Genomic DNA, 22966 nt, shown 5'->3' with positions numbered 1-22966 from the left:
CGCCTGCCCCGGCCACGCCATGCCCACCGCGGCCGGGTCGCGGGCGGGGTTGTGCGCCACCGCCCACTCGGGCAGGACGCCGGCGCGGACGATCTCCGGCGCCCGGTCGGGATCGCTGCGCCGCCGGCCCGCCGCCCGGTAGGCGTCGGCGAGGAATGCCAGCAGGGCCCGGTGGCGCTGCTCGACCCCGGCCGCGAGCGGGCGCCACTGCGCGGAGGGCAGCAGCCGCGGCAGCGGGTCGAGCGGCACGGGGTGCCGCTCGTGCCGGCCGTCGCGCCAGGTGCCCAGCGCGGCCCCGCGCGCGTCCCGCAGCTCCGCCAGCGCCTGCGCGGCCGCGTCGAGGCCGGCGGGGCCGAGCCGGGTCAGGGCGGGTTCGAGGACGGCGTAGTCGGAACTGCCGTCGAACAGCTCCCCGCTCACAGCCAGCGGTCGAACCAGGCGGTGACCCGCTCGCCCAGCACGACGAGGTGGTCGCGGCCCACGATCGTGTGGCCCTCGCCCGGCAGGAGCAGCAGCTCGCAGCGCGCTCCCCGGGCGACGAGCTCGTGGTGCGCCTGCACCGACTCGGCCACCGGCACGTTCGTGTCGCGGTCGCCGTGGACCAGCAGCAGCGGTGCGGTGAGCCGGTCCAGCGCCGTCATCGGCGAGATCTCCGCGAGCATCTCCCGATCGGCGACGGGGTCGCCGTACTCGGTCACCGACGCCGCCGCCATCCACGGTTCGGTCCCGGCGAAGAACGTCCGGAGGTCGCTCATGCCGGCCAGCGTCGCACCGGCGGCGAACAGCTGCGGCCACCGGGTCAGGGCCACGAGGGTCAGGTAGCCGCCGTAGGACCAGCCGTGCGCGCCGATCCGTCCCGGCGCCGCGATGCCGGCGGTGACGAGCTCGTCGACCGTCGCCCGCACGTCCTCGAACGACGCCGCCCGGGCCGCCCCGTCGTCGGCGGTCATGAAGGCGCGACCCCGGCCGCCGGAGCCGCGCACGTTCGGTGCGAACACCGTCAGCCCGGCGGCGACGAGCCGCTGGACGACGGGGGTGAACAGCGGCCGCTCCTCCCCCTCCGGGCCGCCGTGGAAGCTGATGACGGTGCGGTTCGGCCCGCGCACGCCCGGCGGGACGTACAGCCAGCCCGACAGCGGGAGCCCGTCCGCGGCCAGGTAGTCGTGGCGGACCGGTGTCACGAGCCGGTGCCCGTCCGGCGGGGCGGGGTTGCCGGCGAGCCGCCGAGCCGGGGCGGGGCCGTCCGGCTCGAGCCGCCACAGGGCCCGCGGTGTCCGCGGCCCGGTGAGCTCGGCGACCAGCGTGCCGCCGTCCGCGCTCAGCGACCAGCCGAGCAACACCGGGTCGGGCAGCGGGACGGCGCGCAGCAGCGCGCCGTCGGCGATCGCGTGGACGGTCAGCTCGCTGATCCCGTCGACGTTCCACAGCGCGAGCACGGTGCCGTCGGAGCGCAGTGCGTAGGCGTCCAGGTCGGCGTCGGCGCGGTACAGCACCGTGCGCCCCTCACCCACCGGCCCGTCCGGGCCGAGCGGGACCTCGACCAGCCCGGCACGGTCGGCGAACAGCGGGCCGGGCAGCGAGGCGCGGAGCAGGACGGCGCGGCCGTCGGGAGTGAACCGGCCGTCCTCGGAGGCGACGCCGCCCGGCGCGTCGGTCCGCAGCACCCGGCGCTGGTGCCCGGTGGCGACGTCGACGGCGACCACGTGCCGGTACCCGCGGGTGCCGCGCCGGGCCAGGACCGTGCGCCGGTCGGCCGAGACGGCGCAGACGGCGAGGAAGCCACCGGTGGCCAGCGTCCGCAGCCGGCCCGTCCGAACGTCGACCAGGACGACGTCGGCACCGGGCCCGTCACCCGGCGCGATCGTGCAGACGTACTCGCCGGGTCCGATCCAGCTCCCGGCGAAGACGGCGGCGCGCGGATCGGCCCCGGCCACCAGCCGGGCACCGGTGCCGTCGGGGCGCACCACGTGGAGCTCGGCGCAGATCGAGCCGCCGGGGCTGACCAGGTAGGCGAGCTCCGCGCCGTCCGGTGACCACGCGACCGAGACCACCTCCTGGCCCGGTGGCGAGACCACCTCCGGCGGCACCCGCCCGTCCACGGAGGCGACCTCGAGCCGGGGCAGGCCCGACCTGTCGGTCACGTAGGCGACCTGCCGGCCGTCCGGGGACAGCGCCGGGCCCCAGGCCCCGGAGGCGCTGGTCACGGGAGTCGGACGGCCGAGGTGCGTGGGCGCGACAGGGCCCAGCTCGGTCAGGGGGACCGCCATCGCACCTCCTCGGCTCGCCGCTCGCGTTCCACGGCGGAACGCGAGCGGCAGGATCCCACGTCGCCGGCGCGGCCGGTTCCAGTCCGGACATGACGCGCCGCACCGGGCGAGCCTGCGGCGCGTCGCGGCGACGCGCCGCTAGCCTCGGGCTCCGGTCTCTCTCCGGAGCCCGACCGTTCGTGCCTTGCTGGAGGTCGCCCGTGCGCACGCTGCGCCTCGTGGGTCTCTCCGACGACGGCTCGGGCCTGCTGCTGGTCGCCGACACCGAGGACGGCGAGGAGAAGTTCCTCCTCCCGGTCGACGACAGGGTGCGCGCAGCCGCGCGGGGCGACTCCAGGCGGCTCACCCAGATCGACGTCGACCTCGGCACCGAACTTCCGCCGCGGGTCATCCAGCAGCGCATCCGCGCCGGCGAGACCCCCGAGCAGGTGGCCGCCGCGACCGGGGCCCGGGTGGAGCGGATCATGCGCTTCGCGCACCCGGTGCTCCAGGAGCGCGAGCGGGTGGCCGAGCAGGCCGGCGAGGCGCGGGTACGGCTCACCGACAGCACGACGGGATCGACGCTGCAGCAGTTCATGACCGAGCGGCTGCGGCTGGTCGACGCCCCCGTCCAGCCGGTCGCCTGGGACGCCCACCGCAGCGACACCGGCACCTGGGTGGTCACCGGAGAGTGGCGGGCCGGCGAGACGTCCGGCACCACGCGCTGGACCTTCGACCTCCCCTCGCGGACGGTCGCGCCGCTCGACGCCACGACGGCCGACTTCGCCGAGGGCACCCGCCTCGTGCGCGTCGTCCCCGACGTGCCCACCGGCCCGCCGCCGGTCGCCCGTCCCGTCGCCGCCGTCCCGGAGGAGCCGCGTCCCGCCTCGGTCGTCGTCCCCCCGGCTGACGACGACGAGCTCGTGCGGGACGTCCACCCCGCCAGCGGCTCCCTGGACGACCGCTCCGCGGACAGCATCCTCGACGAGATCGCCGACCACGACACCGTGGTGCTCGGCCGCTCCGGCGAGGAGAGCGACTCCGACGACCCGCGCGCCCGCATCCCGGCATGGGAGGACATCGTCTTCGGGGTCCGCCGCACCCGCTGAGCCGCCTCGGCCACCGGTCGGGAAAGTCGGTCGCCGCTGTCGGTACCCCGGCCTAGCCTCGATCCGCCATGGACGACGCCCGAGCTCCCGCTGCTCCCCCGCGCAGCGGGCTGTCCGCGCTGCGGCTCCTCGGCCCGTACATCCGCCCCTACCGCGGCCTGGTGGCCCTGCTCTTCGGGGCGGCGCTGCTGGCCACGCTGGCCCAGCTCGCCGTCCCGCTGATCACGGCCGCCGTCGTCGACGGGCCGATCGCCTCGGGCGACCGGGCCGCGCTGGTGCCCCTGATCGGGCTGGCGCTGCTGTTCGGCGTCGCCGAGGCGGCCCTGTTCTTCATCCGCCGCTGGGCGATGAACCGCAGCTGCCTGCAGGTCGAGCGGGACCTCCGCGACGCCCTGTACCAGCACCTGCAGCGGCTGCCCGTCGCCTTCCACGACCGCTGGGCGTCGGGGCAGCTGTTGTCCCGCGCCAGCAGCGACATGTCCACCGTCCGCCGCTTCGTCGGGTTCGGCGCGGTGTTCCTGATCGTCAACCTGATCACCTGCGCGGTCGTCTCGGTGCTGCTGCTCGTCACGTACTGGCCGCTCGGCATCGCCGTCCTGCTCACCACGCTGCCGCTGACGGTCCTGGGGCTGCGCTGGGAGCGGCGCTACAACGTGGAGTCCCGCCGGGTGCAGGACCAGCAGGGCGAGCTCGCCACCGACGTCGAGGAGGCCGTGCAGGGCATCCGCGTGGTGAAGTCGCTGGGCCGGGCCGGGCTGGTCTTCGACAGGTACGACGCGAAGGCCCGCACGCTCCGCCGCCTGGAGCTGGACAAGGTGCGCACGCTCGCGCTGCTGTGGTGCGTGTTCGAGCTGCACCCGCAGCTGACGCTGGCGATCATCCTGGTCGGCGGCGCGCTGGCCGTGAGCGGCGGCGCGCTGACCATCGGCGGGCTGGTCGCCTTCGTCGCGCTGTTCACCGTCCTCCTCTGGCCGATCCTGTCGCTGGGGTTCCTGTTCGCCTTCGCGCAGGAGGCCGCCAGCGCCTGCGAGCGGATCGGCGAGCTCCTCGACGAGCCGAGCACGATCACCGACCGGCCCGGCGTCACCCCCCGCCCCGTCGGCTCCCCCGCCCGGCTGGCCTTCGAGGGTGTCGGCTTCAGCCACCCCGGCTCGCCCGTCCCGGTGCTGGACGGCGTCGACCTGGTCGTCGAACCCGGGGAGACCGTCGCGCTGGTCGGTGCCACCGGATCGGGCAAGACCACGCTCACGGCCCTGGTCGGCCGGCTGCAGGACGTCACCGCCGGCCGGGTCACCCTCGACGGGTTCGACGTCCGCGACCTGCCGCTGGCGCAGCTGCGCGACGTCGTCGCCACGGCGTTCGAGGAGGCGACGCTGTTCTCGATGAGCGTCCGGGAGAACCTGACGCTCGGCCGGCCGGGCGCCACCGACGCCGACATCGCCGAGGCGCTGCACGTCGCCCAGGCCGAGTTCGTGCACGACCTGCCGTGGGGCCTGGACACCCGCATCGGGGAGCAGGGGCTGTCGCTGTCCGGCGGGCAGCGGCAACGGCTGGCCCTGGCCCGGGCGGTCCTGGGCCGCCCGTCGGTGCTCGTGCTGGACGACCCGCTCTCCGCGCTCGACGTGCACACCGAGGCCCTGGTCGAGCGCGCCCTGCGCGACGTCCTGGCGCAGACGACGGCGCTGGTGGTGGCGCACCGGCCGTCCACCGTGCTGCTCGCCGACCGGGTGGCGCTGCTCGCCGAGGGCCGGATCGCGGCCGTGGGCACCCACTCGGAGCTGCTGGCGGCCGTGCCGGCCTACCGGGACCTGCTCGCGCAGGACAGCGAGCTGGTGGAGGCGCGGTCGTGAGCGCCGACCAGCAGCAGGCCTGGCGCGGTGTCGCGACCGAGGACGCCGACGAGCTGTCCGCCGACGCGGGGCTCTTCCTCCGCGCGCGCTCCCGCCGCCTGCTGGGCGAGCTGCTGCGCCCGCACCGGCGCGCGCTGTGGGGGCTGCTGGCGACGATCACGCTGCAGAACGCCGCCTGGCTGGCCGGTCCCCTGCTGATCGGGATCGGCATCGACGTCGCCGTCCCCGCGCTGGTCGACGGAGACGCCTGGCCGCTGGTGTGGATCACCGCGGCCATGCTCGCCGCCGCGGTGCTCGACACGTGCCTGCGCTTCCTCTTCCTGACCGGGTCGGGCCGGGTGGGCCAGGCGATCCTGCTGACCCTCCGCCGGCGGGTGTTCACGCACGTGCAGCGGCTGCCGCTGTCGTTCCACGAGCGGTACACCTCGGGCAAGACGATCAGCCGGCTCACCAGTGACGTCGAGGCGCTCGACGAGCTGCTCGACGAGGGCCTGGACGGCCTGGTCACCGCGCTGTTCAGCGTGCTGTCGATCGGCGTCGTCCTGCTGGTGCTCGACCTACCGCTGGGCCTCACCGCGCTGCTCGGCTTCCCGGCGCTGTTCTGGGTGGCCCGCTGGTTCCAGCGCAACGCCACGGTGGCCTACCGGCGCACCCGCGAGACGATCGCCGCCCTGATCGTCCAGTTCACCGAGACCTTCGGCGGCATCCGCGCGGTGCAGGCGTTCCGCCGCGAGCCGCGCAACGACCAGCTCTACGCCGAGCTCGACGACGAGAACCGGCAGGCCCACCACCGGGCGTTCTGGCTGATCGCCGTCTTCGTGCCGGCCGTCACCCTGATCGGCAACCTGACCACCGTCGCCGTCCTGGGCTACGGGGCGCTGCGGGTCATGGACGGGGCGCTCGCCGTCGGGACGCTGGTCTCCTTCCTGCTGTACCTGCGCCGGTTCTTCGACCCGCTGCAGGACATCGCGATGTTCTACAACAGCTACCAGTCGGCGACCGCGGCCCTGGAGAAGCTCTCCGGCGTCCTCGAGGAGCCCTCGTCGGTGCCCGAGCCGGCCGATCCGGTGCCGCTGCCCGCACCCGTCGGCGAGGTGGTCTTCGACCGCGTCACCTTCGGCTACACCGGCACCACCGTGCTGCCCGAGCTCTCCCTCACCGTGCCGCCCGGGCAGACCGTCGCCCTGGTCGGCGCCACCGGGGCGGGCAAGTCCACGCTGGCCCGGCTGGTCGCGCGCTTCTACGACCCGGTGCGCGGGGAGGTGCGGCTCGACGGCGTCCCGCTGCACCGGCTGGCCGACGACGACCTGCGGCGGGCGGTGGTGATGGTGACCCAGGAGAGCTTCCTGTTCTCGGGCACGATCGCCGACAACATCGCCTTCGGCCGGCCCGGCGCCGACCGCGGCCAGATCGAGGACGCCGCGCGGGCGATCGGGGCGCATCCGTTCATCAGCGCACTCCCCGACGGCTACGACACCGAGGTGCACAAGCGCGGCGGGCGGCTGTCGGCCGGTCAGCGGCAGCTGGTCAGCTTCGCCCGCGCGTTCCTCGCCGATCCGGCGGTGCTCGTCCTCGACGAGGCGACCAGCTCCCTCGACGTCCCCAGCGAGCGGATGGTGCAGCACGCCCTGCACACCCTGCTGGCCGACCGGACCGCGCTGATCATCGCCCACCGGCTGTCCACCGTGGAGATCGCCGACCGGGTGCTGGTCATGGAGGCCGGCCGGATCGTGGAGGACGGGTCGCCCGCCGAGCTGGTGGGCGGGGCCGGCCGCTTCGCGGCGTTGCACCGGGCCTGGGCCGACAGCCTGATCTGAATGGAAACCCCCCGCCGTGGGTAGGTTGGCCCGCATGAGTGCTTCGGTGTCGATGCCGCTCGGCGGCGTCCAGGTGGCGTCCTACGACTCGTACGAGCGCGCGCAGGCCGCCGTCGACCATCTGTCGGACGAGAAGTTCCCCGTCGAGAACGTGACCATCGTCGGTTCGGACCTGCGGCAGGTGGAGAAGGTGCTGGGCCGGTTGACCACCGGCCGGGCCATCGCTGCCGGCGCGGCCGGTGGCGCCTGGTGGGGTCTGTTCGTCGGGCTGCTGCTGGGCATCTTCGCCGTCGACGGCGCCGGCTGGATCGGCTCGGTGCTCACCGGTCTGCTCGTCGGTGTGGTGTTCGGCGCGCTGTTCGGCTGGATGGGGTACGCCGCCACGCAGGGCAAACGCGACTTCACCAGCGTGAGCCGGATCGTGGCGAACAAGTACGACGTCATGTGCCACCCGGCGCACGCCGAGCAGGCCCGCGAGATCCTCGCCCGGTTCAGCCTGCGCTTCTGACGCCTACCGCAGCGCAGCGAAGGCGACCGCAGCCGCAGCGGCGACGCCGAGGGAGTCGACCCCCGAGCGCATGGGGATGCGGGCGCGGACCCGCGCGGCCCGCTGCGCCTCGGGCGTGAGCCCCGGGCCCTCGGCGCCGAGCAGCACCGCCGTCCGCGGGTGCGCGGCGGGGTCGACGTCGGCCAGGTCGACCGCGTCCTCAGCAGGGGTGAGCGCCACGGTGAGGTAGCCGGCCTCGTGCAGCCGGTCGAGGTCGGCCGGCCACTCGGGCAGGACGGCGAACGGCAGGGCGAGCACGTGGCCCATCGACACCCGCACCGAGCGCCGGTAGAGCGGGTCGGCGCAGCGCGGGTCGAGCAGCAGGCCGTCCACGCCGAGCGCCACGGCCGACCGGGCGATCGACCCGAGGTTCTCGGCGTCGTTGAGCGCCTCCAGCACCGCCAGCCGGCGCGGCGCCGCCGGGTCGGGGCCGGTGACGAGGGCGTCCAGGTCTGCGGGGGGCCGGCGATCGGCCGAGGCGAGCACCCCGCGTGTGAGCCGGAAGCCGATCACCTCCGACAGCACCCACTTGTCCGCCTCGAAGGCCGGCACGCCCTCGGGCAGGTCGAGCGCGGCCACCCGGCCGGGCACGCCGAACACCGCCCGCACCCGGTACGGGGATCCGAGCAGCCGCTCGACGGCGGGCACGCCTTCCACGATCACCGGGGCAGTGCCGCGCGGGGCGCCGACGGGGCGGTCACCCGCCTTGAGGTCGCGGAAGTCGGCCACCCGCGGGTCGTCCGGGTCGGTGATCACGACGGGTGGGGCCACCCCGCCATCCTCCCCCGCGCCCCTTCGATGTTGATCAGCCTCCCTGATCGTTCAGCGTCCTCCCTCGCCGTCGACCACGAGGGAGGAGGCGGAACGACCAGGAGACCTGATCAACATCCAGGGCCTTGGCCGGTGCGGCAGAACTCATCTATCGTTGAGTTCATCAGGCGTTGACATCCGAGGAGCGGCCATGGACGCCGTCGTCGTGCGGGATCTCGTCGTCGACCGCGGACCGCGCCGCGTGCTGGACGGGATCGGCTGCACCGTCCCGCCCGGCCAGGTGACCGGCCTGCTCGGACCGAGCGGCAGCGGGAAGAGCACGCTGATGCGCGCCCTGGTCGGCGTCCAGAAGGTCCGCTCCGGCGAGGTCACCGTGCTCGGCCGCCCGGCCGGCTCCCCCGATCTGCGCGCCCGCGTCGGCTACGTCACCCAGGCGCCCAGCGTCTACGCCGACCTGAGCGTGCGCGAGAACGTCCGCTACTTCGCCGCGCTCCAGGGCCGGAGCGCACGGGCGGCGGACGCCGCGATCGCCGACGTCGGTCTCGCCGATGCCGCCGGCCAGCTCGTCGGCGACCTCTCTGGCGGGCAGCGCGGGCGGGCCTCGCTGGCCTGCGCCCTGGTCGGCGACCCCGAGCTGCTCGTGCTCGACGAGCCGACCGTCGGCCTGGACCCGGTGCTCCGGTTCGAGCTGTGGGAGCGGTTCGCCGAGCTGGCCGCGGCCGGGACGACGCTGCTCGTCTCCAGCCACGTCATGGACGAGGCGGCCCGCTGCGACCGCCTCCTCCTGCTGCGCGAGGGCGCACTGCTCGCCGACACGACGCCCGCCCGGCTCCGCACCGACACCGGCACCGGCGACCTGGAGGAGGCCTTCCTCCGACTGGTCCGCTCCCGGGAAGGAGCCCGGACATGACCCCCGCGCTCGCCACCGCGACCGCCGGCAGGGTGCTGCGCCAGCTGCGCCACGACCCCCGCACGATCGCCATGCTGCTGCTCGTCCCGAGCCTGCTGCTCGGCCTGCTCTACCTGCTCTGGAAGGACCTGCCCACGCCACCTGGCCAGGCCGGCCTGTTCGACACCGTCGGGCTGACCATGCTCGGGATCTTCCCGTTCGTGGTCATGTTCCTGGTGACCAGCATCGCCATGCTCCGGGAGCGCACCTCCGGCACCCTCGAGCGGCTGCTCACCACTCCCCTGTCCCGGCTGGACCTGCTGCTGGGCTACGGCGCCGCGTTCGGCGTGGCCGCCGCCGTCCAGGCCGCGGTCACCGTGACCGTCGCGATGACGCTGTACGACCTGGAGTTCGCCGGGTCGCCGGCGCTCGTCGTCCTCATCGCGGTCGTCGGCGGGGTCCTCGGGGTCGCCCTCGGCCTGCTGGCGAGCGCCTTCGCCCGCAGCGAGTTCCAGGCGGTGCAGTTCATGCCGGTGATCGTGCTGCCGCAGTTCTTCCTCTGCGGCCTGCTCGCACCGCGCGAGCAGATGGCCGGCTGGCTGCAGGCGGTCAGCGACGTGCTGCCGCTGACCTACGCGGTCGAGGCCCTGCAGGAGGTCGGCAGCTCGGCCGAGGCCACCAGCCGGATGTGGACCGACGTCGGCGTCGTGGCCGGCGCCGCGCTGCTCGCGCTCGCGCTGGCCGCCGGCACCCTGCGGAGGAGGACCAGCTGAGCAGCACGACGCGGCGACCGGGACGGCGGCCCGGCAAGCCCGACACCCGGGAGGCGGTGCTCGCCGCGGCGCGCGGCGCGTTCGCCGAGCGCGGCTTCGACGGCGCCACCATCCGCGCCATCGCCACCGCCGCCGGCGTCGACCCGGCGCTGGTGCACCACTACTTCGGCAGCAAGGACCAGCTCTTCGTCGCGGCGATCGAGGCCCCCGTCGACCCGGCCGAGCTCCTGCCCGAGGTCCTGGCCGGCGGCCGGGAGCAGCTCGGCGAGAACGTCGTCCGGATGCTGCTCCGGGTGTGGGACGGCCCGATGCAGCCGGCCGGGCTGGCGCTGGTCCGGTCCGCCGTCGGCAACGACCGAGGCGCCCGGCTGCTGCGCGAGTTCCTGGTCACCCAGGTGCTGCGCCGCGTCGTCGGCACGCTGGAGCTGTCGCCGCGGGAGGCCGAGGTGCGCGGTGCGCTCGTCGTCTCGCAGCTGGTCGGTGTCGTGCTGAGCCGGTACGTCCTGCGGATCGAGCCGCTGGCGTCGAGCGAACCGGAGGAGCTCGTGGCGGCGATCGGCCCCACGGTCCAGCGCTACCTCACCGGCGACGTCGAACTGCCGGGTTGACGCCTCAGCCGGCGGCGCGCGACATCCGGGCGAGCTGGCGGCCCTCGGCGACCAGCCGGCCGGTGGAGTCCCAGATCGTGCAGTCCTCGTCCAGCCAGCCGCCGGCGATCTGGCGCGCCCGGGTCTCGGCGAGGACCCAGCCCGGAGCCGGCAGCCCGCGCACGAGCACCTGGAGCTGGACCGTCGGCGCCCAGCCGCGGTGGCCGATCACGAAGCCCAGCGGCGGCAGGACGTCGGCGAAGGTGAGCAGCGCGAGCGGGTCGGCGGGGCGGCCGTCGACGAACCGGATCCAAGCGCGGAGCACCGGCTCGTCCGACGGCTCGCCGACCGTCCAGCCCGCGGTGGCGGGGTCCAGCCGGCTGTCGACGTGCCGGCTGAGGCCCGGCCGCTTGCTCGGGTCGGGGTTGAGCCGCGCGGCCATGTCCACGCACTCCTCCGGCGGAGGCATGACCGGCATCGGCGCGTCCGCGTACTCGGGCGCCTCGTCGGTGAGCGTGGCCGTGGTGGCCTGCACCGTGAGCGAGGGGCGGCCGGTCGCGTCGGAGAGGGTGACGAGCGAGTGCGCCAGCGTGCGCCCCCCGGCCCCGGGCGTGACCCTCAGCGAGACCGTGTCGGCGGCCGTCGTCCGCAGGTAGCTGGCGGACACCGCCACCGGGTGCGGGTGGTGGCTGCCCTGGACCGCGGCCTGCGCCGCGACCGACAGCAGGTAGCCCCCGTTGAGGATCCCGCCGCCGACCTGCCAGGTCGGGTCGAGGTCGGCGAGGTAGACGTCGTCCCCCTCGCCCCTGCGGACGGCGGTGGCGGTGTCGAAGTCGTACGGCTGGGAATCGGTCTGCGGCACGACCGACAGAGTGCCAGGGTGGTGTTCATGGAGTACAAGCACCTCGGCCGTAGCGGCCTGACCGTGTCCCGCCTCTGCCTCGGCACGATGAACTTCGGCTGGCAGACGACGGAGGACGACTCCCACGCGATCATGGACCGGGCGCTGGCCGAGGGCGTGAACTTCTTCGACACCGCCAACGTCTACGGCCGCGACGCGGGCAAGGGCCGCACCGAGGAGGTGCTCGGCACCTGGTTCGCGCAGGGCGGCCAGCGGCGGGAGAAGACCGTGCTGGCCACGAAGGTCTACGGCAACATGACCGACTGGCCGAACGACACCTTCCTCTCGGCCCGCAACATCGTCCGCGCCTGCGAGGCGTCGCTGCGGCGGATGCAGACCGACTGGATCGACCTCTACCAGTTCCACCACGTCGACCTGAGGACGCCGTGGGAGGAGATCTGGCAGGCCTGCGAGACGCTCGTCGCGCAGGGCAAGGTGCTCTACGTCGGCTCCTCCAACCACGCCGCCTGGCAGATCGCGGCGGCCAACGAGGCGGCGTCGCGGCGGCACTTCCAGGGACTGGTCAGCGAGCAGTCGCACTACAACCTGCTCACCCGGCACGTGGAGCTCGAGGTGCTCCCCGCCGCGCAGCACTACGGCGTCGGCATCCTCCCGTGGAGCCCGCTCGCGGGTGGCCTGCTGGCCGGCGTCCTGGAGAAGGCCGCCGAGGGCCGGCGCAGCGACGAGCGCACCCAGCGGCGGATCGAGAAGCTGCGCCCGAAGCTCGAGCAGTACGAGGAGTTCTGCCGCGAGATCGGCGCCGCCCCGGCCGACGTCGGCGTCGCCTGGCTGCTGCACCAGCGGGCCGTGACCGCGCCGATCATCGGGCCGCGGACGATGGAGCAGTTCGAGGGCGGCCTGCGCGCCCTGGACCTCACGCTGGACGAGGCCCAGCTGGGCCGGCTGGACGAGCTCTTCCCGGGCTACAAGGCCGCGCCCATGGAGTACGCGTGGTGACCGGCCAGGTGGCGACGACGTCGTAGGGCTGCGGGCCGGGCCGGCTCTCCAGCAGCCGCACCTCGCGGACCGGCCAGTCGGGCCCGCGGTAGTCCGCCAGCCGGTCGGTCAACCTCCCGTCGGCCGGCTGCCGGGGCCGCCAGCGGCCGAGGGTCAGGTGCGGGCGGAACGGGCGTTCCTCCACCGGCAGGTCCAGGGAGCGGGCCGCCGCCGCCAGCCGGGCGGTCAGGTCGGTCAGCTCCGCGACGTCGCCGGCCAGCCCTGCCCAGGCGACCTGCGGACGGCGGAGCGACCCGAACCGCCCGCCGCCGGCCAGCCGCAGGCGCAGCGGCGGTGCGGCCGCCACCGCCGCTGCCGCGGCGTTGGCGAGCCGCGGGACCTGCTCGCGGGGTACCGCACCGAGGAACAGCAGCGTGAGGTGCCAGCGCTGCGCATCGCTCCAGCGGGGCGCGCCCGGCAGTCCGCGCAGCGGCGCCACCGCCCGCTCGAGGTGGGCGCGCGCCTCCTCCGGCGGGTCGACGGCGACGAACAGCCGGGCGGGAGTCAGCCGGCGACCGCCAGACCGGCTGCCTGCAGGGCCGCCACCAGGCGCAGCCGCTCGACCTCGCGGGCCCGTCCCGGCGGGAGTTCGGCCAGCGCGTGCGGCACGTCGAGCATGCCGGCCGCCTCGGTGAGCACGTCGTCGTAGGCCGCCTGGAGCGCGCGCCGGCGGACCATCGGCGCCCCGGCGGGGATGAGCTCCACCTGGCGGCCCAGCCGGCGGATGTCGGCGGCCACCGCCTCCACCGGCCGCCGGTCGCTCGAGGGATGCCGCCGGGCGCGGCGGCGGGCGGAGCGCTCGGCCAGCCACCGCTCCGCCGGGAGGAACCCGACGACGACGGCGCAGAGCGCGGCGAACGGCAATCCGACCTGGACGAGCGATGCGGTCATGGCATCTCCGGACCCTGGCTGACGGCTGCTCCGACGGTACCCGGACCGCGGCGAGCCGGTCAGCGCCCCGGCTGTCCCGACTGGACGCCGGGCGCCTCGCCGGCCATGACCTCCTCGGCGGCGCGTTCGCGGGGTGACCCGACCGCCGCGACCCGCAGACGCAGCCACGGCCGCTCGCGCTGGGTCTCCAGCCGCATCGACCGGCCACGGGCGAGCAGTGCCCCAGCCACGACGGCGGCGACGACGACGATCGCCCCGCCGAGCAGCAGCCCCCACCGCGGGCCGAGGTGCTCGGCGATGACGCCGATGAGCGGCGCCCCGAGCGGCGTGCCCCCCATGAAGCACATGAAGTAGAGGGCCATCACCCGCCCGCGCATCTGCGGGTCCACGCCGAGCTGCACGAAGCTGTTGTTCGCGACGCTGAAGACCAGGGCCGCCGCGCCCGTGGGCACCAGCAGGACACCGAACGACGCGTGGTTCGGCATTAACCCGGTGATCACCGTGAGCACGCCGAACACCAGCGCGGAGCCGATGAGGAAGCGCTGCCGCGGCCGGTGCACCCGCCGGGCGGAGAGCAGCGCTCCGCTGAGCGAGCCGACGGCGAACACCGTCGCGAGCAGCCCGAACGCCTCGGCGCCGAGCCCGAACTCCGCGCGGGCCATCAGCGCGATGGTGATCTGGTAGTTGAAGCCGAAGGTGCCGACGACGAAGGCCAGGGCCATCGCCAGCACCAGGTCGCGGTGCGACCAGGCGTAGGCCACCCCCGCCCGCAGCTGTCCCTTCGCACGGGCGACCGGCTGGCTCGGGAACAGCTCGCCGACCCGCATCGAGCCGAGCGCGGCGATGGTGAAGCCGAAGCTCGCCGCGTTGATGAAGAACGCGGGTGCCGTGTTGCCGGAGAACATGCCGATGAGCAGCCCGGCCACCGACGGCCCGACCAGCCGGGCGCCGTTGAAGATCGTCGAGTTCAGGCTGACGGCGTTCGTCAGCAGCTCCGGCCCGACCATCTCCGACACGAAGGCCTGCCGGACCGGCGCGTCGATCGCCGCGGCCGCGCCGAGACCGCTGGCGAGGACGAAGACGTGCCACAGCGCCACCGCGTCGGTGACCACGAGGATCGCGAGCACCAGCGCCAGCAGCCCCATGAACGCCTGGGAGAGCTGGAGCAGCCGGCGCTTCGGGTAGCGGTCGGCGAGCACCCCGCCGTACGGGCTGAGCAGCACGGTGGGTGCGAACTGCAGGGCGGTGATGACGCCGAGGGCCACGCCGCTGTCGTCGGTGAGCTGCAGCACCAGCCAGTCCTGGCCGATGCGCTGCATCCACGTGCCGGTCTGGCTGACCAGGTTGGCCGACGCGTAGCGGCGGTAGTTGCGCACCCGCAGGGCGCGGAACATCCCCCCGCCGGACCGTCGCTGCTCGGAGGTGGCGGTACCCGCCCGGCTCACCCGCTGACCAGCTTGTCGATGATGCCGGCCGCCTCGCGGAGCACGGCCCGCTCCTCCGCGGTGAGCTCGTGCAGCCGGCCTGACAGCCACGCCTCCCGGGCCCGCCCCTCGGCGGCGAGCAGCTCGCCCGCCCGCTCGGTGAGCGCGACGACGACCTGCCGACCGTCGGTGGGGTGCGGGGTCCGGGTGACCAGACCCATGCCCTCCAGCGCGGTGACGACGCGGGTCATCGACGGAGGCTGCACGCGCTCGTGCGCGGCCAGCTCCCCCGCGCTCATCGGCCCGTGCCGCCGGAGCGTGGACAGCGCCGACAGGTGCGTGAGCGTGACGGAGGTGTCGACGCGCTGGTTGCGCAGCCGCCGCGCGAAGCGCATGACCGCCAGCCGGAGGTCGTGGGCGAGCGCCGCGGTGTCCAGCGTCGTCCGGGTCATTTACTTAGCCTAACTCACCACCGGCCCGGTGTCCCGACGACGAGGAGGGCCCCGCCACCTGACGGTGACGGGGCCCTCCCCTGCCCCTCGCTCGGGAGCGGCGGGCTCGCTCAGAAGATCTGCTGCAGGGGCTCCAGCAGGAAGTACACCAGGAACATCGCCGCCACGATCCACATCAGCGGGTGCACGTCGCGGCGACGGCCCACGACCGTGCGCAGCAGGACGAAGCTGATGACGCCGGCGCCGATGCCGTTGGTGATCGAGAAGGTGAACGGCATGAGCGCGATGGTCAGGAACGCCGGGATCACCAGGGACATGTCGTCCCACGAGAGGTCCTTGATCTGGGTGATCATCAGCGCGCCGACGATCACCAGGACCGGTGCCGCGGCCTCCGAGGGGACGATCTCGACCAGCGGGCTGAAGAACATCAGCAGCAGGAACAGCACGCCGGTGACGACGCTGGCGAGGCCCGTACGGGCGCCGTCGGCGACACCCGCGGTGCTCTCGACGTAGGTCGTGTTCGAGGAGACGCTGCCCGCACCACCGGCGGCGGCGGCGAGCGAGTCGACCAGCAGCACCGGCTGGGACTTGGGCAGGTTGCGCTTCTCGTCGAGCAGGTCGGCCTCGGCACCGACGGCGGTCACGGTGCCGACGGTGTCGAAGAAGTCCGCGATCATGATCGAGAAGACGATCAGCAGCGCGGCGATGATGCCGATCCGCTCGAACCCGCCGAAGAGCGAGAAGTTGCCGATGATCGACAGGTCGGGGCTGCTGACGACGTCGTCCGGCAGCGCGGGCACCTGCAGCGCCCAGGCCCGGTCGTTCACCGAGCCGTCGTCGCCGAACCGCGGACCGATGTCCGCGATCGCCTCGATGATGATCGCCAGGACCGTCGTGGCGACGATGCCGATCAGCAGGGCGCCCTTGACCCGGCGGACGACGAGCACGGCGGTGAGCAGCAGCCCGACGACGAACACCAGCATCGGCCAGCCGGCCAGCTGCCCGTCGATGCCGAAGGAGACCGGGGTGCCCTCGCCGGGCCGGACGATGCCGGCGTTGGCCAGGCCGATGATCGTGAGGAAGAAGCCGATGCCGACGGCGATCGCGATCTTCAGCTGGGCGGGGATGGCCTCGAAGACCGCCCGCCGGAAGCCGGTGAGCACCAGCACGGTGATGAGCAGCCCCTGGAGCACGACCAGGCCCATGATCTCCGGCCAGGTCAGCTGCGTGGCCGCGAAGACGGCGACGATCGCGTTGATGCCCAGGCCGGCGGCGAGCGCGAACGGGTAGCGGCCGACGACGCCCATGATGATCGTCATCGCACCGGCGACCAGCGCCGTCACGGCGGCGACCGCACCGAAGGGCAGCGTCGTCCCGTCGATGTCGGCGACCGACAGGATGATCGGGTTCAGCACCACGATGTAGGCCATCGTGAAGAACGTGGTGAGACCACCGCGGACCTCGCGGGTCACCGTCGAGCGGCGCGCGCTGATCTCGAAGTAGCGGTCCAGCCCGTTCTTCGGCCGGGGCCGCGGGCCGTCGCTGCGCCTCGAGGTGGGCGCTCCTTCCGCGACGTCCGCCGGCGTGTCGCCGGGAGCGGTGTGGCCCGTGGTCGGGCCGGACTTCTCTGCCATGTCGAACTCCACGACGAGTGGCCGGGCGGGCGTGCGGCGGGGGAAGCGCGCGTCTGCCGACCGGGTGCGGGCTTGAACGAGCGGCGACAGCGTGCCACATGATCGTTTCGTTTCTGCAACGCCTGAGGGAGCAGGGATGTGAGGCTCGTCGCGTCCTAGAGTCGGGGCGTGCCGACGCCGACCAAGCAGGCCCCGCCCCCGCTGGACGTGGACACCACCCGGGTGGTCCTCGCCGGCACCGGCCTGTGGGCGGCGGCCCTCGTCGTCCTGCTCCTGCTGGGCGACCGGGTGGACCGGATGTGGACCTGGACGTGCCTGGCCGCGATCGGGCTGGCCGTGCTCGGGCTCGGCATCATGCGCTGGCAGGGCCAGCTCCGCCGCAGGGACTAGTCGGACAGCACGTCGTAGGTGCCGGTGTCGTAGCGCGCGGTGCGCACGACCTCGGTCGGGTCGGCCGGCACCAGGGTGGCCTGGCTGTGGGCGCCGCAGCCGTAGTCGGCGGTGACCACCCGGCCGTCGGCGGGGGCGTACATGTTGCCGCAGGCCCCGACCCGCTGGCGCAGCGAGCCGGCCAGCGGCAGCCAGAACCCGCAGGTGCCGCACGGGCCGGGGGCCGACCGGGCCATGGCGGAGCCGGGCCCGAAGTCACCGGACTCCCAGCGCGTGACCGCCTCCGCGCGCCCCTCCGCCGACATGACCCGCTCCCGGCCCAGACCGAGCTCGAAGGCGACCACGCGTCCCTCGGGGTCGTCGGCGGAGTCGTCGTCGGCCGCGTAGGCCGGTACCAGCCGGGGGTCGTCCTCGGTGGAGGGCAGCACGTCGCCGACCGAGAGGTCCCCGGGGCGCAGCCGCTCGTGCCACGGCACCCAGGCCGGCGCGAGCAGCGCCCGGTCTCCGGGCAGCAGGACGACCTCGTCGACCGTCACCGTCCCCTCGCCGGGCACCGCCGCGACGGTCACCGCCCAGTGCCACCCCACGTAGCCGGGCAGCCGGCTGGCGAAGGTGTGGGTCGCGGTCGCACCCAGGGCCTCGGGGGCGACGTCGTCGACGGTCGGCGCCTCCACCTCCGGCACGAGGCCGAGGTGCTCGCCGACGAGCTCGGGATCACCGGCCGACTCCGCTGCGGCGGCGCGGGCCAGCTCGACCGCCTGGGCGAGCGGCCCCAGGTCGGCGGGCGCGGACCGGTGGGCGGAGGAGGACTCGGACACGACGCCATGGTGCCTGAGGGTCGGGTTCCGCGGTGGAGCCGACCCCTCCGGCGAGGCGACGGACCGCACGCATCGGCCGGTGCGGCACCATGGATGCCGTGCCAGCCTCAGGTCGTCGAGCGGACTCGGCACCGCGCGTCACCGTCACCCGGGTGGCGGTGGCCCGGACTCGGGACCTGACGTCGGCCGCGGCCCGCCGGGTGCAGGAGGCCAGCCGGGCCGACGGTGCCGAGGACAGCGGCCTGAGCCAGTTGCTGTGGGTCAACGCGCTGCACATGGCGGGGGACGCGCTCGTCGCCGTCTCGCTGGCCGGCACCCTCTTCTTCGCGGCCACGACCGACGCCCAGCGGGGCAACGTGGCGCTCTACCTGCTGGTCACCATGGCCCCGTTCGCGGTCCTCGCCCCGGTGCTCGGTCCTCTGCTGGACCGGCTGCAGCGCGGCCGCCGCTGGGCGTTGGCCGGCAGCTCCCTCGGCCGGGCCGCGCTGGCGCTGTTCATGGCCGCCAACTTCGACGGCCTGCTGCTCTATCCGGCGGCCCTGGGCGTGCTGGTGCTCTCGAAGGCCCACAACGTGCTGCGCGCCGCCGTCGTCCCCCGCGTCCTGCCGCCCACCCTCTCGCTGACCTCGGCCAACGCCCGGTTGTCGGTCTTCGGGCTGGCGACGTCGGGGGTCGCCGGCGCGATCGGCGCCGGCGTCGCCTGGGCGCTCGGCTTCGAGGCCGAGCTGTGGCTGACCGCCGCGGTCTTCGCCGCCGCGGGCGTCCTGGCGGCCCGGCTGCCCCGGCACGTCGACGTCCCGGCCGGCGAGCTCCCCGCCGACGTGCTGACCACCGGCGAGATCCCCGTGGCCGGCCTGCGGCGCGGCCGGGTCAGCCCGCACGTCGTCCGGGCGCTGCGCGCGCAGGCCGGGCTGCGCGGGCTGACCGGCTTCCTCACGATCTTCCTGGCCTTCCTCGTCCAGGCCGAGTTCGCCGACGGCTGGACCGCGACCGCGGCGCTGGCCGCGGTGGCCGTCGCGGCCGGGGCCGGGAGCTTCCTGGGTACCGCCGCCGGATCACGGCTCGGCGCGACCGCGCCCGACCGCGTCGTGCTGCTGGCCGCCGGCGCGGCCGCGGGGGTGACCGTGCTGGCCGCCGTCTTCTACGGCTTCGGGATGGCGGTGCTCGTCGCCGGCGTCGCCGCGGTGACCAACGCCCTCGGGAAGGTCTCCCTCGACGCGATCATCCAGCGCGAGGTGCCCGAGGAGCTGCGCGCCTCGGCCTTCGCCCGCTCGGAGACGTTCCTGCAGCTGGCCTGGGTGGGCGGCGGCGCGCTGGGCATCGCCCTGCCGACCGAGGGCTGGCTGGGCTTCACCGTGGCCGCCGCCCTCCTCGTCGTGGTCGTCGGCCTGGCGATCCGCAGCCTGGTCAGCCGCCGTGCGGCCACCGTCGCCGGGGTGCAGCCGTCGTGAGCCGGGCGACACGGGCGGCCGCGGCCGTCGCGCTGCTGCTGCTCGCCGGCTGCGCGAAGGACGAGGAGGGACCCGGCCGGGTCCGGGTGCAGGCGGGCGCCCTGGACGTGCAGGTCCAGGCCGTGCAGGGCTGCGACGACGGCGAACCGGTGCGCTACGACACGACCCCGCCGGTGATCGAGGTGCCGCAGGACACCGAGATCACGCTCACCGTGCCGGACTCCGTGGCCGAGCGCGGCTGGGCCGTCCAGTTCTTCGACGAGAACCTCGAGGAGGCGATCAACGAACCGCTGGCCGTCCCGGACGGCGAGCGGGAGGTGTCCGTCGGCAGCAGCGCCGACGCCGTCCCGCCGGCGTTCTACCTGCTCGTCGTGGAGAACAAGGGCGGCGACTGCGGGGCGTGGTCCCGCGCGTGGCCGATCGGCGTCATCCTGCCCGGCGGTGACCTCGGGAGCCCCTCGCCGACCGCCCCGCAGACGGAGGACTGATTACGCCTCCAGGTCGGCGGCGACGGCGCGCAGGACGGCGGCCACCTTGCGCGACTCGGCCCGGTCGGGGTGCCGGCCGTGGCGCAGCCCCTCGCCGACGTCGTCGAGCAGCTTGATCAGGTCCTCGATGATCGGCACCAGCTCGTCGGGCTTCTTCCGGCTCTTCGCGGCGACGGTGGCCGCGACCGAGGGCAGCGGGTCGAGCACCCGCACCTGCAGCGCCTGGTCCCCGCGGCGGCCGGCGACGATGCCGAACTCGACCCGCTGACCGGGCTTGAGCTCCTCGGTCCCGGCCGGGAGGGCGTCCTTGTGGACGAACACGTCCGGGCCGTCCTCGCGCGCGAGGAAGCCGAACCCCTTCTCGGGGTTGAACCACTTGACCTTGCCGGTGGGCACGTCGCTTCCCTCAGTTCCTCGCTGGCCGATGCTCGGGAGCCAGGTTAGCCGTCGACCACCGACGACCGGACCAGCCTTTCCTGCACCACCCCGAGGCGGGCCAGCAGGACGAGGAAGACCACCGCGAAGTCGTTGCCGGCCACGTCCCGCGCCACGAGCGGCCAGTCGACCTGCTCGCGCAACGCGCGGGCCACCGGCAGCATCCGGCCGAAGTCGCAGTAGTGCTCCTCCAGCGCCATCAGCTTGGTGGTCATGATGTCGGTGGCGGTGAGCACGGGCATGTGCACCGACAGCACCGGCATCGTCTCGGCCCGCTCGATGAGGTCGGTCTCGACCGGGTGCCCGCAGGTGCGCCACAGGACGTCGACGAAGACGTCGTCCCGCTCGATCTTGAGCAACCAGTCCTCGGCCGGGTCGACCACCTGCAGCCCGGCGTCGGCGAGCACCTTGGCTGCCCGCTCGGCCTCGCCGGCGGGCACCAGGAAGTCGGCGTCGTGGTCGGGCTCCGGGGCGCCGCGCACCCACGCGGCGTAGCCGCCGCAGAGGGCGAAGGGCACGCCGCCCTCCTTGAGCGCCACGGCCGTGCGCTTCAGGAGGTCGCGGACGTTCTCGCGCGGATCGGTCGTCGGGGAGCTCGGCACGAGGCTGCTGCTACCCGCTCACCGACGGATACGCACGGTAGATCCAGCCGCGGGCGGGGCACTGCAGGCTCCGTGCGCATCGCGACCTTCAACATCCTGCACGGCCGGTCCCTCTCCGACGGGCGGGTCGACGTCGACCGGCTCGCCGCGGCGGTGAAGACCCTGGACGCCGACGTCCTCGGCCTCCAGGAGGTCGACCGCGACCAGCCGCGCTCGCTCGGCGCCGACCTCACCGCGGTCGCAGCCGAGGCCATGGGCGCCGTCGACAGCCAGTTCGTGGCGGCGCTGTCCGGCACCCCGGGCGGCACGTGGATGGCCGCGACCGGCGACGAGCAGCCGGGGTCGGCCAGCTACGGGATCGCGCTGCTGTCCCGGTTCCCCGTCGTCTCCTGGCGGGTGGTCCGGCTGCCGGCGCTGCGGGCGAGCGTGCCGCTGTGGTCGGAGCACACCAACCGGCCGTTCCTCGCGCGCGACGAGCCGCGGGTGGCGATCGCCGCCGTCCTCGAGGGGCCGGACGGTCAGCTCACCGTGTGCAACACCCACCTGTCGTTCATCCCGGGCTGGAACTCCGTGCAGCTGCGCCGGCTCATGCGCTCGCTGGAGGGCACCCGAGAGCCGCTGGTGCTGATGGGCGACCTGAACATGCAGCGCCGGGCGGCGGCGCGGGCCACCGGCCTGACCTCGGTGGCCGCGGCGCCGACGTTCCCCGCACCCCGACCCACGAGGCAGCTCGACCACGTCCTGGTGCGCGGGCGGCTGCGCGCGGCGAGCCCCGCCGAGGCAGTCCAGCTCCCGCTGTCCGACCACCGCGCCCTCGCCGTCACCTGCGAACGGTTCTGACCAGCGACGACGGGTCGCGCAGCGGTGCGGCCCGGTAGATCATGTCTGCCATGGCACGCACCGGAGCGACCCGCCTGTTCACCCTGCTGGCCACCGTCGTCCGCGTGGTGGCGGCGGTGATCGGTGGGCTGATCCTCGTCCACGCCGCGTTCGTGTTCTTCGAGGCGAACCCCGAGAACGCGCTGGTCGAGCTCACCGCGAGCATCCGCGACAGCTTCGGGTGGTTCACCAAGGACCTGTTCCAGCCGGACGACCCGAAGATCGGCGAGACGATCAACGACGCGCTCGCGGCGCTGATCTGGGTGGTCGCCGGCAACCTGATCTCGAAGCTGATCGTCCGGCTCGCGCCGACCTCCAGCGCGAACGCCTGACCGCCGCACCTGCTTTTCCGCGGAAAAGCAGGCTGCCTTTCCGCGGAAAGGCAGGTCAGGGACGGCGGTTCTCGGCGAGCTGGATGCCGGCCCGGTTGGGCTTGTCCGTCGGGTGCGCGTAGCGGACCAGGTGCAGCGGCATCGGGAAGTCGTGGTCCTGCCCGAAGGGGGACAGTCCACCGGCGACGGAGGCCGACAGCTCGGTCAGCGGCGGGCCGCCGTCCTCCGACTGGCCCCACGTGGGCTCCACCAGGTGGGCCTTCTTCGGGTTGGTCTTCGACATCCTGCCTCCGTCCGCTCGGCGCACCGGGCCCGGCGCACCACCAGCGCCCATCATCGCCGACCGGCCCTCCGTTCCGCACGGCGCCGTCCCGTGGCGCGGCGCTCGTCCACGCGACGTAACGTGGACCGGATGTCCACCGATCCCCCGGCGACGCTCGCTGCCTGGCTGCGCACGCGCAGCGACGAGCAGCTGGCCGCGCTGCTGCGCGCCCGGCCCGACGTCGCCCGGCCCGCGCCGTCCGACGTCGTCGCGCTCGCCGCGCGGCTGGCCGTGCCGGTGTCGGTGGACCGGGCCCTGGACGAGCTGGACGCCACGACGCTCCAGGTGCTCGACGTCGTGCTGCTGTCCCCCACCGACGGGGTGGCCCCCGACGAGCTGATCGCGGCTCTCCCCGACCTGCC

Annotated in this window: 26 protein-coding genes and 1 pseudogene; 14 read left to right on the top strand and 13 right to left on the bottom strand. The window is 74.4% G+C overall.

Annotation, left to right across the window (positions count from 1 at the left end):
• Together A6V29_RS20220 and A6V29_RS20215 are read right to left on the bottom strand one after the other, a co-directional pair.
• On the bottom strand, positions 1-420 hold a 420-nt coding region (locus tag A6V29_RS20220), incomplete at its 3' end, for a circularly permuted type 2 ATP-grasp protein (RefSeq protein WP_249933378.1).
• Entirely contained in the window at positions 417-2267 is a 1851-nt protein-coding gene (locus A6V29_RS20215; RefSeq protein WP_137161980.1) for a S9 family peptidase, read from the bottom strand. The genes A6V29_RS20220 and A6V29_RS20215, both read right to left, overlap by 4 nt.
• A gap of 200 nt (positions 2268-2467) precedes the next feature.
• Here A6V29_RS20215 and sepH point away from each other — a divergent pair, with 200 nt between their 5' ends.
• The 4 genes from sepH (at position 2468) to A6V29_RS20195 (ending at position 7530) form a co-directional block, all read left to right on the top strand.
• Positions 2468-3355 (top strand): septation protein SepH, encoded by an 888-nt coding sequence (gene sepH / locus A6V29_RS20210; RefSeq protein ID WP_137161979.1) that lies wholly within the window; start codon positions 2468-2470, stop codon positions 3353-3355.
• A gap of 68 nt (positions 3356-3423) precedes the next feature.
• Positions 3424-5205, top strand: coding sequence for an ABC transporter ATP-binding protein (locus A6V29_RS20205; protein WP_137161978.1), 1782 nt, complete (start codon positions 3424-3426; stop codon positions 5203-5205).
• Positions 5202-7022, top strand: a complete 1821-nt coding sequence (locus tag A6V29_RS20200; protein ID WP_137161977.1) for an ABC transporter ATP-binding protein — start codon at positions 5202-5204, stop codon at positions 7020-7022. The genes A6V29_RS20205 and A6V29_RS20200 overlap by 4 nt, the downstream gene beginning before the upstream one ends.
• Before the next feature lie 34 nt (positions 7023-7056).
• A complete protein-coding gene (locus A6V29_RS20195) occupies positions 7057-7530 on the top strand; it encodes a YflT domain-containing protein (protein WP_137161976.1) in 474 nt (157 codons plus the stop codon).
• Positions 7531-7533: 3 nt separating this feature from the next.
• Here the strand turns inward: A6V29_RS20195 and A6V29_RS20190 are convergent, their stop codons facing one another.
• On the bottom strand, positions 7534-8340 hold the full coding sequence (locus tag A6V29_RS20190; protein WP_137161975.1) for a TrmH family RNA methyltransferase: 807 nt from the start codon (positions 8338-8340) through the stop codon (positions 7534-7536).
• Positions 8341-8530: 190 nt separating this feature from the next.
• Here A6V29_RS20190 and A6V29_RS20185 point away from each other — a divergent pair, with 190 nt between their 5' ends.
• From A6V29_RS20185 to A6V29_RS20175, 3 genes are read left to right on the top strand one after another with little or no spacing between them, the layout of a single operon-like run.
• Positions 8531-9250, top strand: coding sequence for an ABC transporter ATP-binding protein (locus tag A6V29_RS20185; protein ID WP_137161974.1), 720 nt, complete (start codon positions 8531-8533; stop codon positions 9248-9250).
• Entirely contained in the window at positions 9247-10002 is a 756-nt protein-coding gene (locus A6V29_RS20180) for an ABC transporter permease (protein ID WP_137161973.1), read from the top strand. Before A6V29_RS20185 ends, A6V29_RS20180 begins: the two co-directional genes overlap by 4 nt.
• 56 nt (positions 10003-10058) lie before the next feature.
• Positions 10059-10610, top strand: coding sequence for a TetR/AcrR family transcriptional regulator (locus tag A6V29_RS20175; RefSeq protein ID WP_137161972.1), 552 nt, complete (start codon positions 10059-10061; stop codon positions 10608-10610).
• A 4-nt stretch (positions 10611-10614) separates the two neighbouring features.
• Here the strand turns inward: A6V29_RS20175 and A6V29_RS20170 are convergent, their stop codons facing one another.
• Positions 10615-11451, bottom strand: coding sequence for a thioesterase family protein (locus A6V29_RS20170; RefSeq protein ID WP_137161971.1), 837 nt, complete (start codon positions 11449-11451; stop codon positions 10615-10617).
• 27 nt (positions 11452-11478) lie between these two features.
• Here A6V29_RS20170 and A6V29_RS20165 point away from each other — a divergent pair, with 27 nt between their 5' ends.
• On the top strand, positions 11479-12447 hold the full coding sequence (locus A6V29_RS20165) for an aldo/keto reductase (RefSeq protein WP_137161970.1): 969 nt from the start codon (positions 11479-11481) through the stop codon (positions 12445-12447).
• On the opposite strand, the gene thpR is transcribed toward A6V29_RS20165, so the two are convergent.
• From thpR to A6V29_RS20145, 5 genes are all read right to left on the bottom strand, one after another.
• Positions 12365-12979: an RNA 2',3'-cyclic phosphodiesterase gene (gene thpR, locus A6V29_RS20160; RefSeq protein ID WP_283956387.1), complete on the bottom strand. Its 615-nt coding sequence runs from the start codon at positions 12977-12979 to the stop codon at positions 12365-12367. The two genes, A6V29_RS20165 and thpR, sit on opposite strands and share 83 nt — an antisense overlap.
• 11 nt (positions 12980-12990) lie before the next feature.
• Positions 12991-13377 carry a hypothetical protein gene (locus A6V29_RS21135; RefSeq protein WP_170977982.1) on the bottom strand — a complete coding sequence of 129 codons (387 nt, stop codon included), beginning with the start codon at positions 13375-13377 and terminating at the stop codon, positions 12991-12993.
• Positions 13378-13436: 59 nt separating this feature from the next.
• Complete coding sequence (locus A6V29_RS20155) at positions 13437-14822, bottom strand: MFS transporter (protein ID WP_249933376.1); 1386 nt, start codon at positions 14820-14822, stop codon at positions 13437-13439.
• Positions 14819-15253, bottom strand: coding sequence for a MarR family winged helix-turn-helix transcriptional regulator (locus A6V29_RS20150; protein ID WP_137161969.1), 435 nt, complete (start codon positions 15251-15253; stop codon positions 14819-14821). The genes A6V29_RS20155 and A6V29_RS20150 overlap by 4 nt, the downstream gene beginning before the upstream one ends.
• A 110-nt stretch (positions 15254-15363) precedes the next feature.
• Entirely contained in the window at positions 15364-16887 is a 1524-nt protein-coding gene (locus tag A6V29_RS20145; RefSeq protein WP_137161968.1) for an NCS2 family permease, read from the bottom strand.
• Positions 16888-17055: 168 nt separating this feature from the next.
• On the opposite strand from A6V29_RS20145, the gene A6V29_RS20140 reads away from it, so the two are divergent.
• Positions 17056-17277: a DUF2530 domain-containing protein gene (locus A6V29_RS20140; protein ID WP_137161967.1), complete on the top strand. Its 222-nt coding sequence runs from the start codon at positions 17056-17058 to the stop codon at positions 17275-17277.
• Here A6V29_RS20140 and A6V29_RS20135 read toward each other — a convergent pair.
• A complete protein-coding gene (locus A6V29_RS20135; RefSeq protein WP_137161966.1) occupies positions 17274-18095 on the bottom strand; it encodes a DUF3027 domain-containing protein in 822 nt (273 codons plus the stop codon). The genes A6V29_RS20140 and A6V29_RS20135 overlap by 4 nt on opposite strands.
• 152 nt (positions 18096-18247) lie before the next feature.
• Between A6V29_RS20135 and A6V29_RS20130 the strand changes: the two genes are divergently transcribed.
• Positions 18248-19546 carry an MFS transporter gene (locus A6V29_RS20130; RefSeq protein ID WP_249933375.1) on the top strand — a complete coding sequence of 433 codons (1299 nt, stop codon included), beginning with the start codon at positions 18248-18250 and terminating at the stop codon, positions 19544-19546.
• Entirely contained in the window at positions 19543-20034 is a 492-nt protein-coding gene (locus A6V29_RS20125; RefSeq protein ID WP_249933374.1) for a DUF2771 family protein, read from the top strand. The genes A6V29_RS20130 and A6V29_RS20125 overlap by 4 nt, the downstream gene beginning before the upstream one ends.
• On the opposite strand, the gene A6V29_RS22245 is transcribed toward A6V29_RS20125, so the two are convergent.
• On the bottom strand, positions 20035-20430 hold the full coding sequence (locus A6V29_RS22245; protein ID WP_137161964.1) for a cold-shock protein: 396 nt from the start codon (positions 20428-20430) through the stop codon (positions 20035-20037).
• 44 nt (positions 20431-20474) lie between these two features.
• Entirely contained in the window at positions 20475-21071 is a 597-nt protein-coding gene (locus A6V29_RS20115) for a nucleotidyltransferase family protein (RefSeq protein WP_137161963.1), read from the bottom strand.
• Positions 21072-21143: 72 nt separating this feature from the next.
• On the opposite strand from A6V29_RS20115, the gene A6V29_RS20110 reads away from it, so the two are divergent.
• On the top strand, positions 21144-21911 hold the full coding sequence (locus tag A6V29_RS20110; protein WP_137161962.1) for an endonuclease/exonuclease/phosphatase family protein: 768 nt from the start codon (positions 21144-21146) through the stop codon (positions 21909-21911).
• A gap of 50 nt (positions 21912-21961) precedes the next feature.
• Positions 21962-22282 carry a hypothetical protein gene (locus A6V29_RS20105; RefSeq protein WP_137161961.1) on the top strand — a complete coding sequence of 107 codons (321 nt, stop codon included), beginning with the start codon at positions 21962-21964 and terminating at the stop codon, positions 22280-22282.
• Between the two features lie 55 nt (positions 22283-22337).
• On the opposite strand, the gene A6V29_RS20100 is transcribed toward A6V29_RS20105, so the two are convergent.
• Complete coding sequence (locus A6V29_RS20100; protein ID WP_137161960.1) at positions 22338-22565, bottom strand: hypothetical protein; 228 nt, start codon at positions 22563-22565, stop codon at positions 22338-22340.
• A gap of 129 nt (positions 22566-22694) precedes the next feature.
• On the opposite strand from A6V29_RS20100, the pseudogene A6V29_RS20095 reads away from it, so the two are divergent.
• Positions 22695-22966 (top strand): annotated as a pseudogene (locus A6V29_RS20095) (helicase C-terminal domain-containing protein); the annotation flags it as partial.

This window comes from Blastococcus sp. CCUG 61487 (assembly GCF_005222955.1).
Classification (GTDB): domain Bacteria; phylum Actinomycetota; class Actinomycetes; order Mycobacteriales; family Geodermatophilaceae; genus Blastococcus.
Note: the sequence above shows the minus strand (reverse complement) of the source record. Positions and strands in the feature narration are given on the sequence as shown.

Bases quoted from the DNA above. Each gene is read 5' to 3' on its own strand.
- A6V29_RS20195 (WP_137161976.1), top strand. From the start codon at position 7,057: ATGAGTGCTTCGGTGTCGATGCCGCTCGGCGGCGTCCAGGTGGCGTCC.
- A6V29_RS20105 (WP_137161961.1), top strand. From the start codon at position 21,962: ATGGCACGCACCGGAGCGACCCGCCTGTTCACCCTGCTGGCCACCGTC.
- A6V29_RS20185 (WP_137161974.1), top strand. From the start codon at position 8,531: ATGGACGCCGTCGTCGTGCGGGATCTCGTCGTCGACCGCGGACCGCGC.
- A6V29_RS20180 (WP_137161973.1), top strand. From the start codon at position 9,247: ATGACCCCCGCGCTCGCCACCGCGACCGCCGGCAGGGTGCTGCGCCAG.
- A6V29_RS20100 (WP_137161960.1), bottom strand. From the start codon at position 22,565: ATGTCGAAGACCAACCCGAAGAAGGCCCACCTGGTGGAGCCCACGTGG.
- A6V29_RS21135 (WP_170977982.1), bottom strand. From the start codon at position 13,377: ATGACCGCATCGCTCGTCCAGGTCGGATTGCCGTTCGCCGCGCTCTGC.
- A6V29_RS20165 (WP_137161970.1), top strand. From the start codon at position 11,479: ATGGAGTACAAGCACCTCGGCCGTAGCGGCCTGACCGTGTCCCGCCTC.
- A6V29_RS20205 (WP_137161978.1), top strand. From the start codon at position 3,424: ATGGACGACGCCCGAGCTCCCGCTGCTCCCCCGCGCAGCGGGCTGTCC.
- A6V29_RS20215 (WP_137161980.1), bottom strand. From the start codon at position 2,267: ATGGCGGTCCCCCTGACCGAGCTGGGCCCTGTCGCGCCCACGCACCTC.
- A6V29_RS20150 (WP_137161969.1), bottom strand. From the start codon at position 15,253: ATGACCCGGACGACGCTGGACACCGCGGCGCTCGCCCACGACCTCCGG.
- A6V29_RS20145 (WP_137161968.1), bottom strand. From the start codon at position 16,887: ATGGCAGAGAAGTCCGGCCCGACCACGGGCCACACCGCTCCCGGCGAC.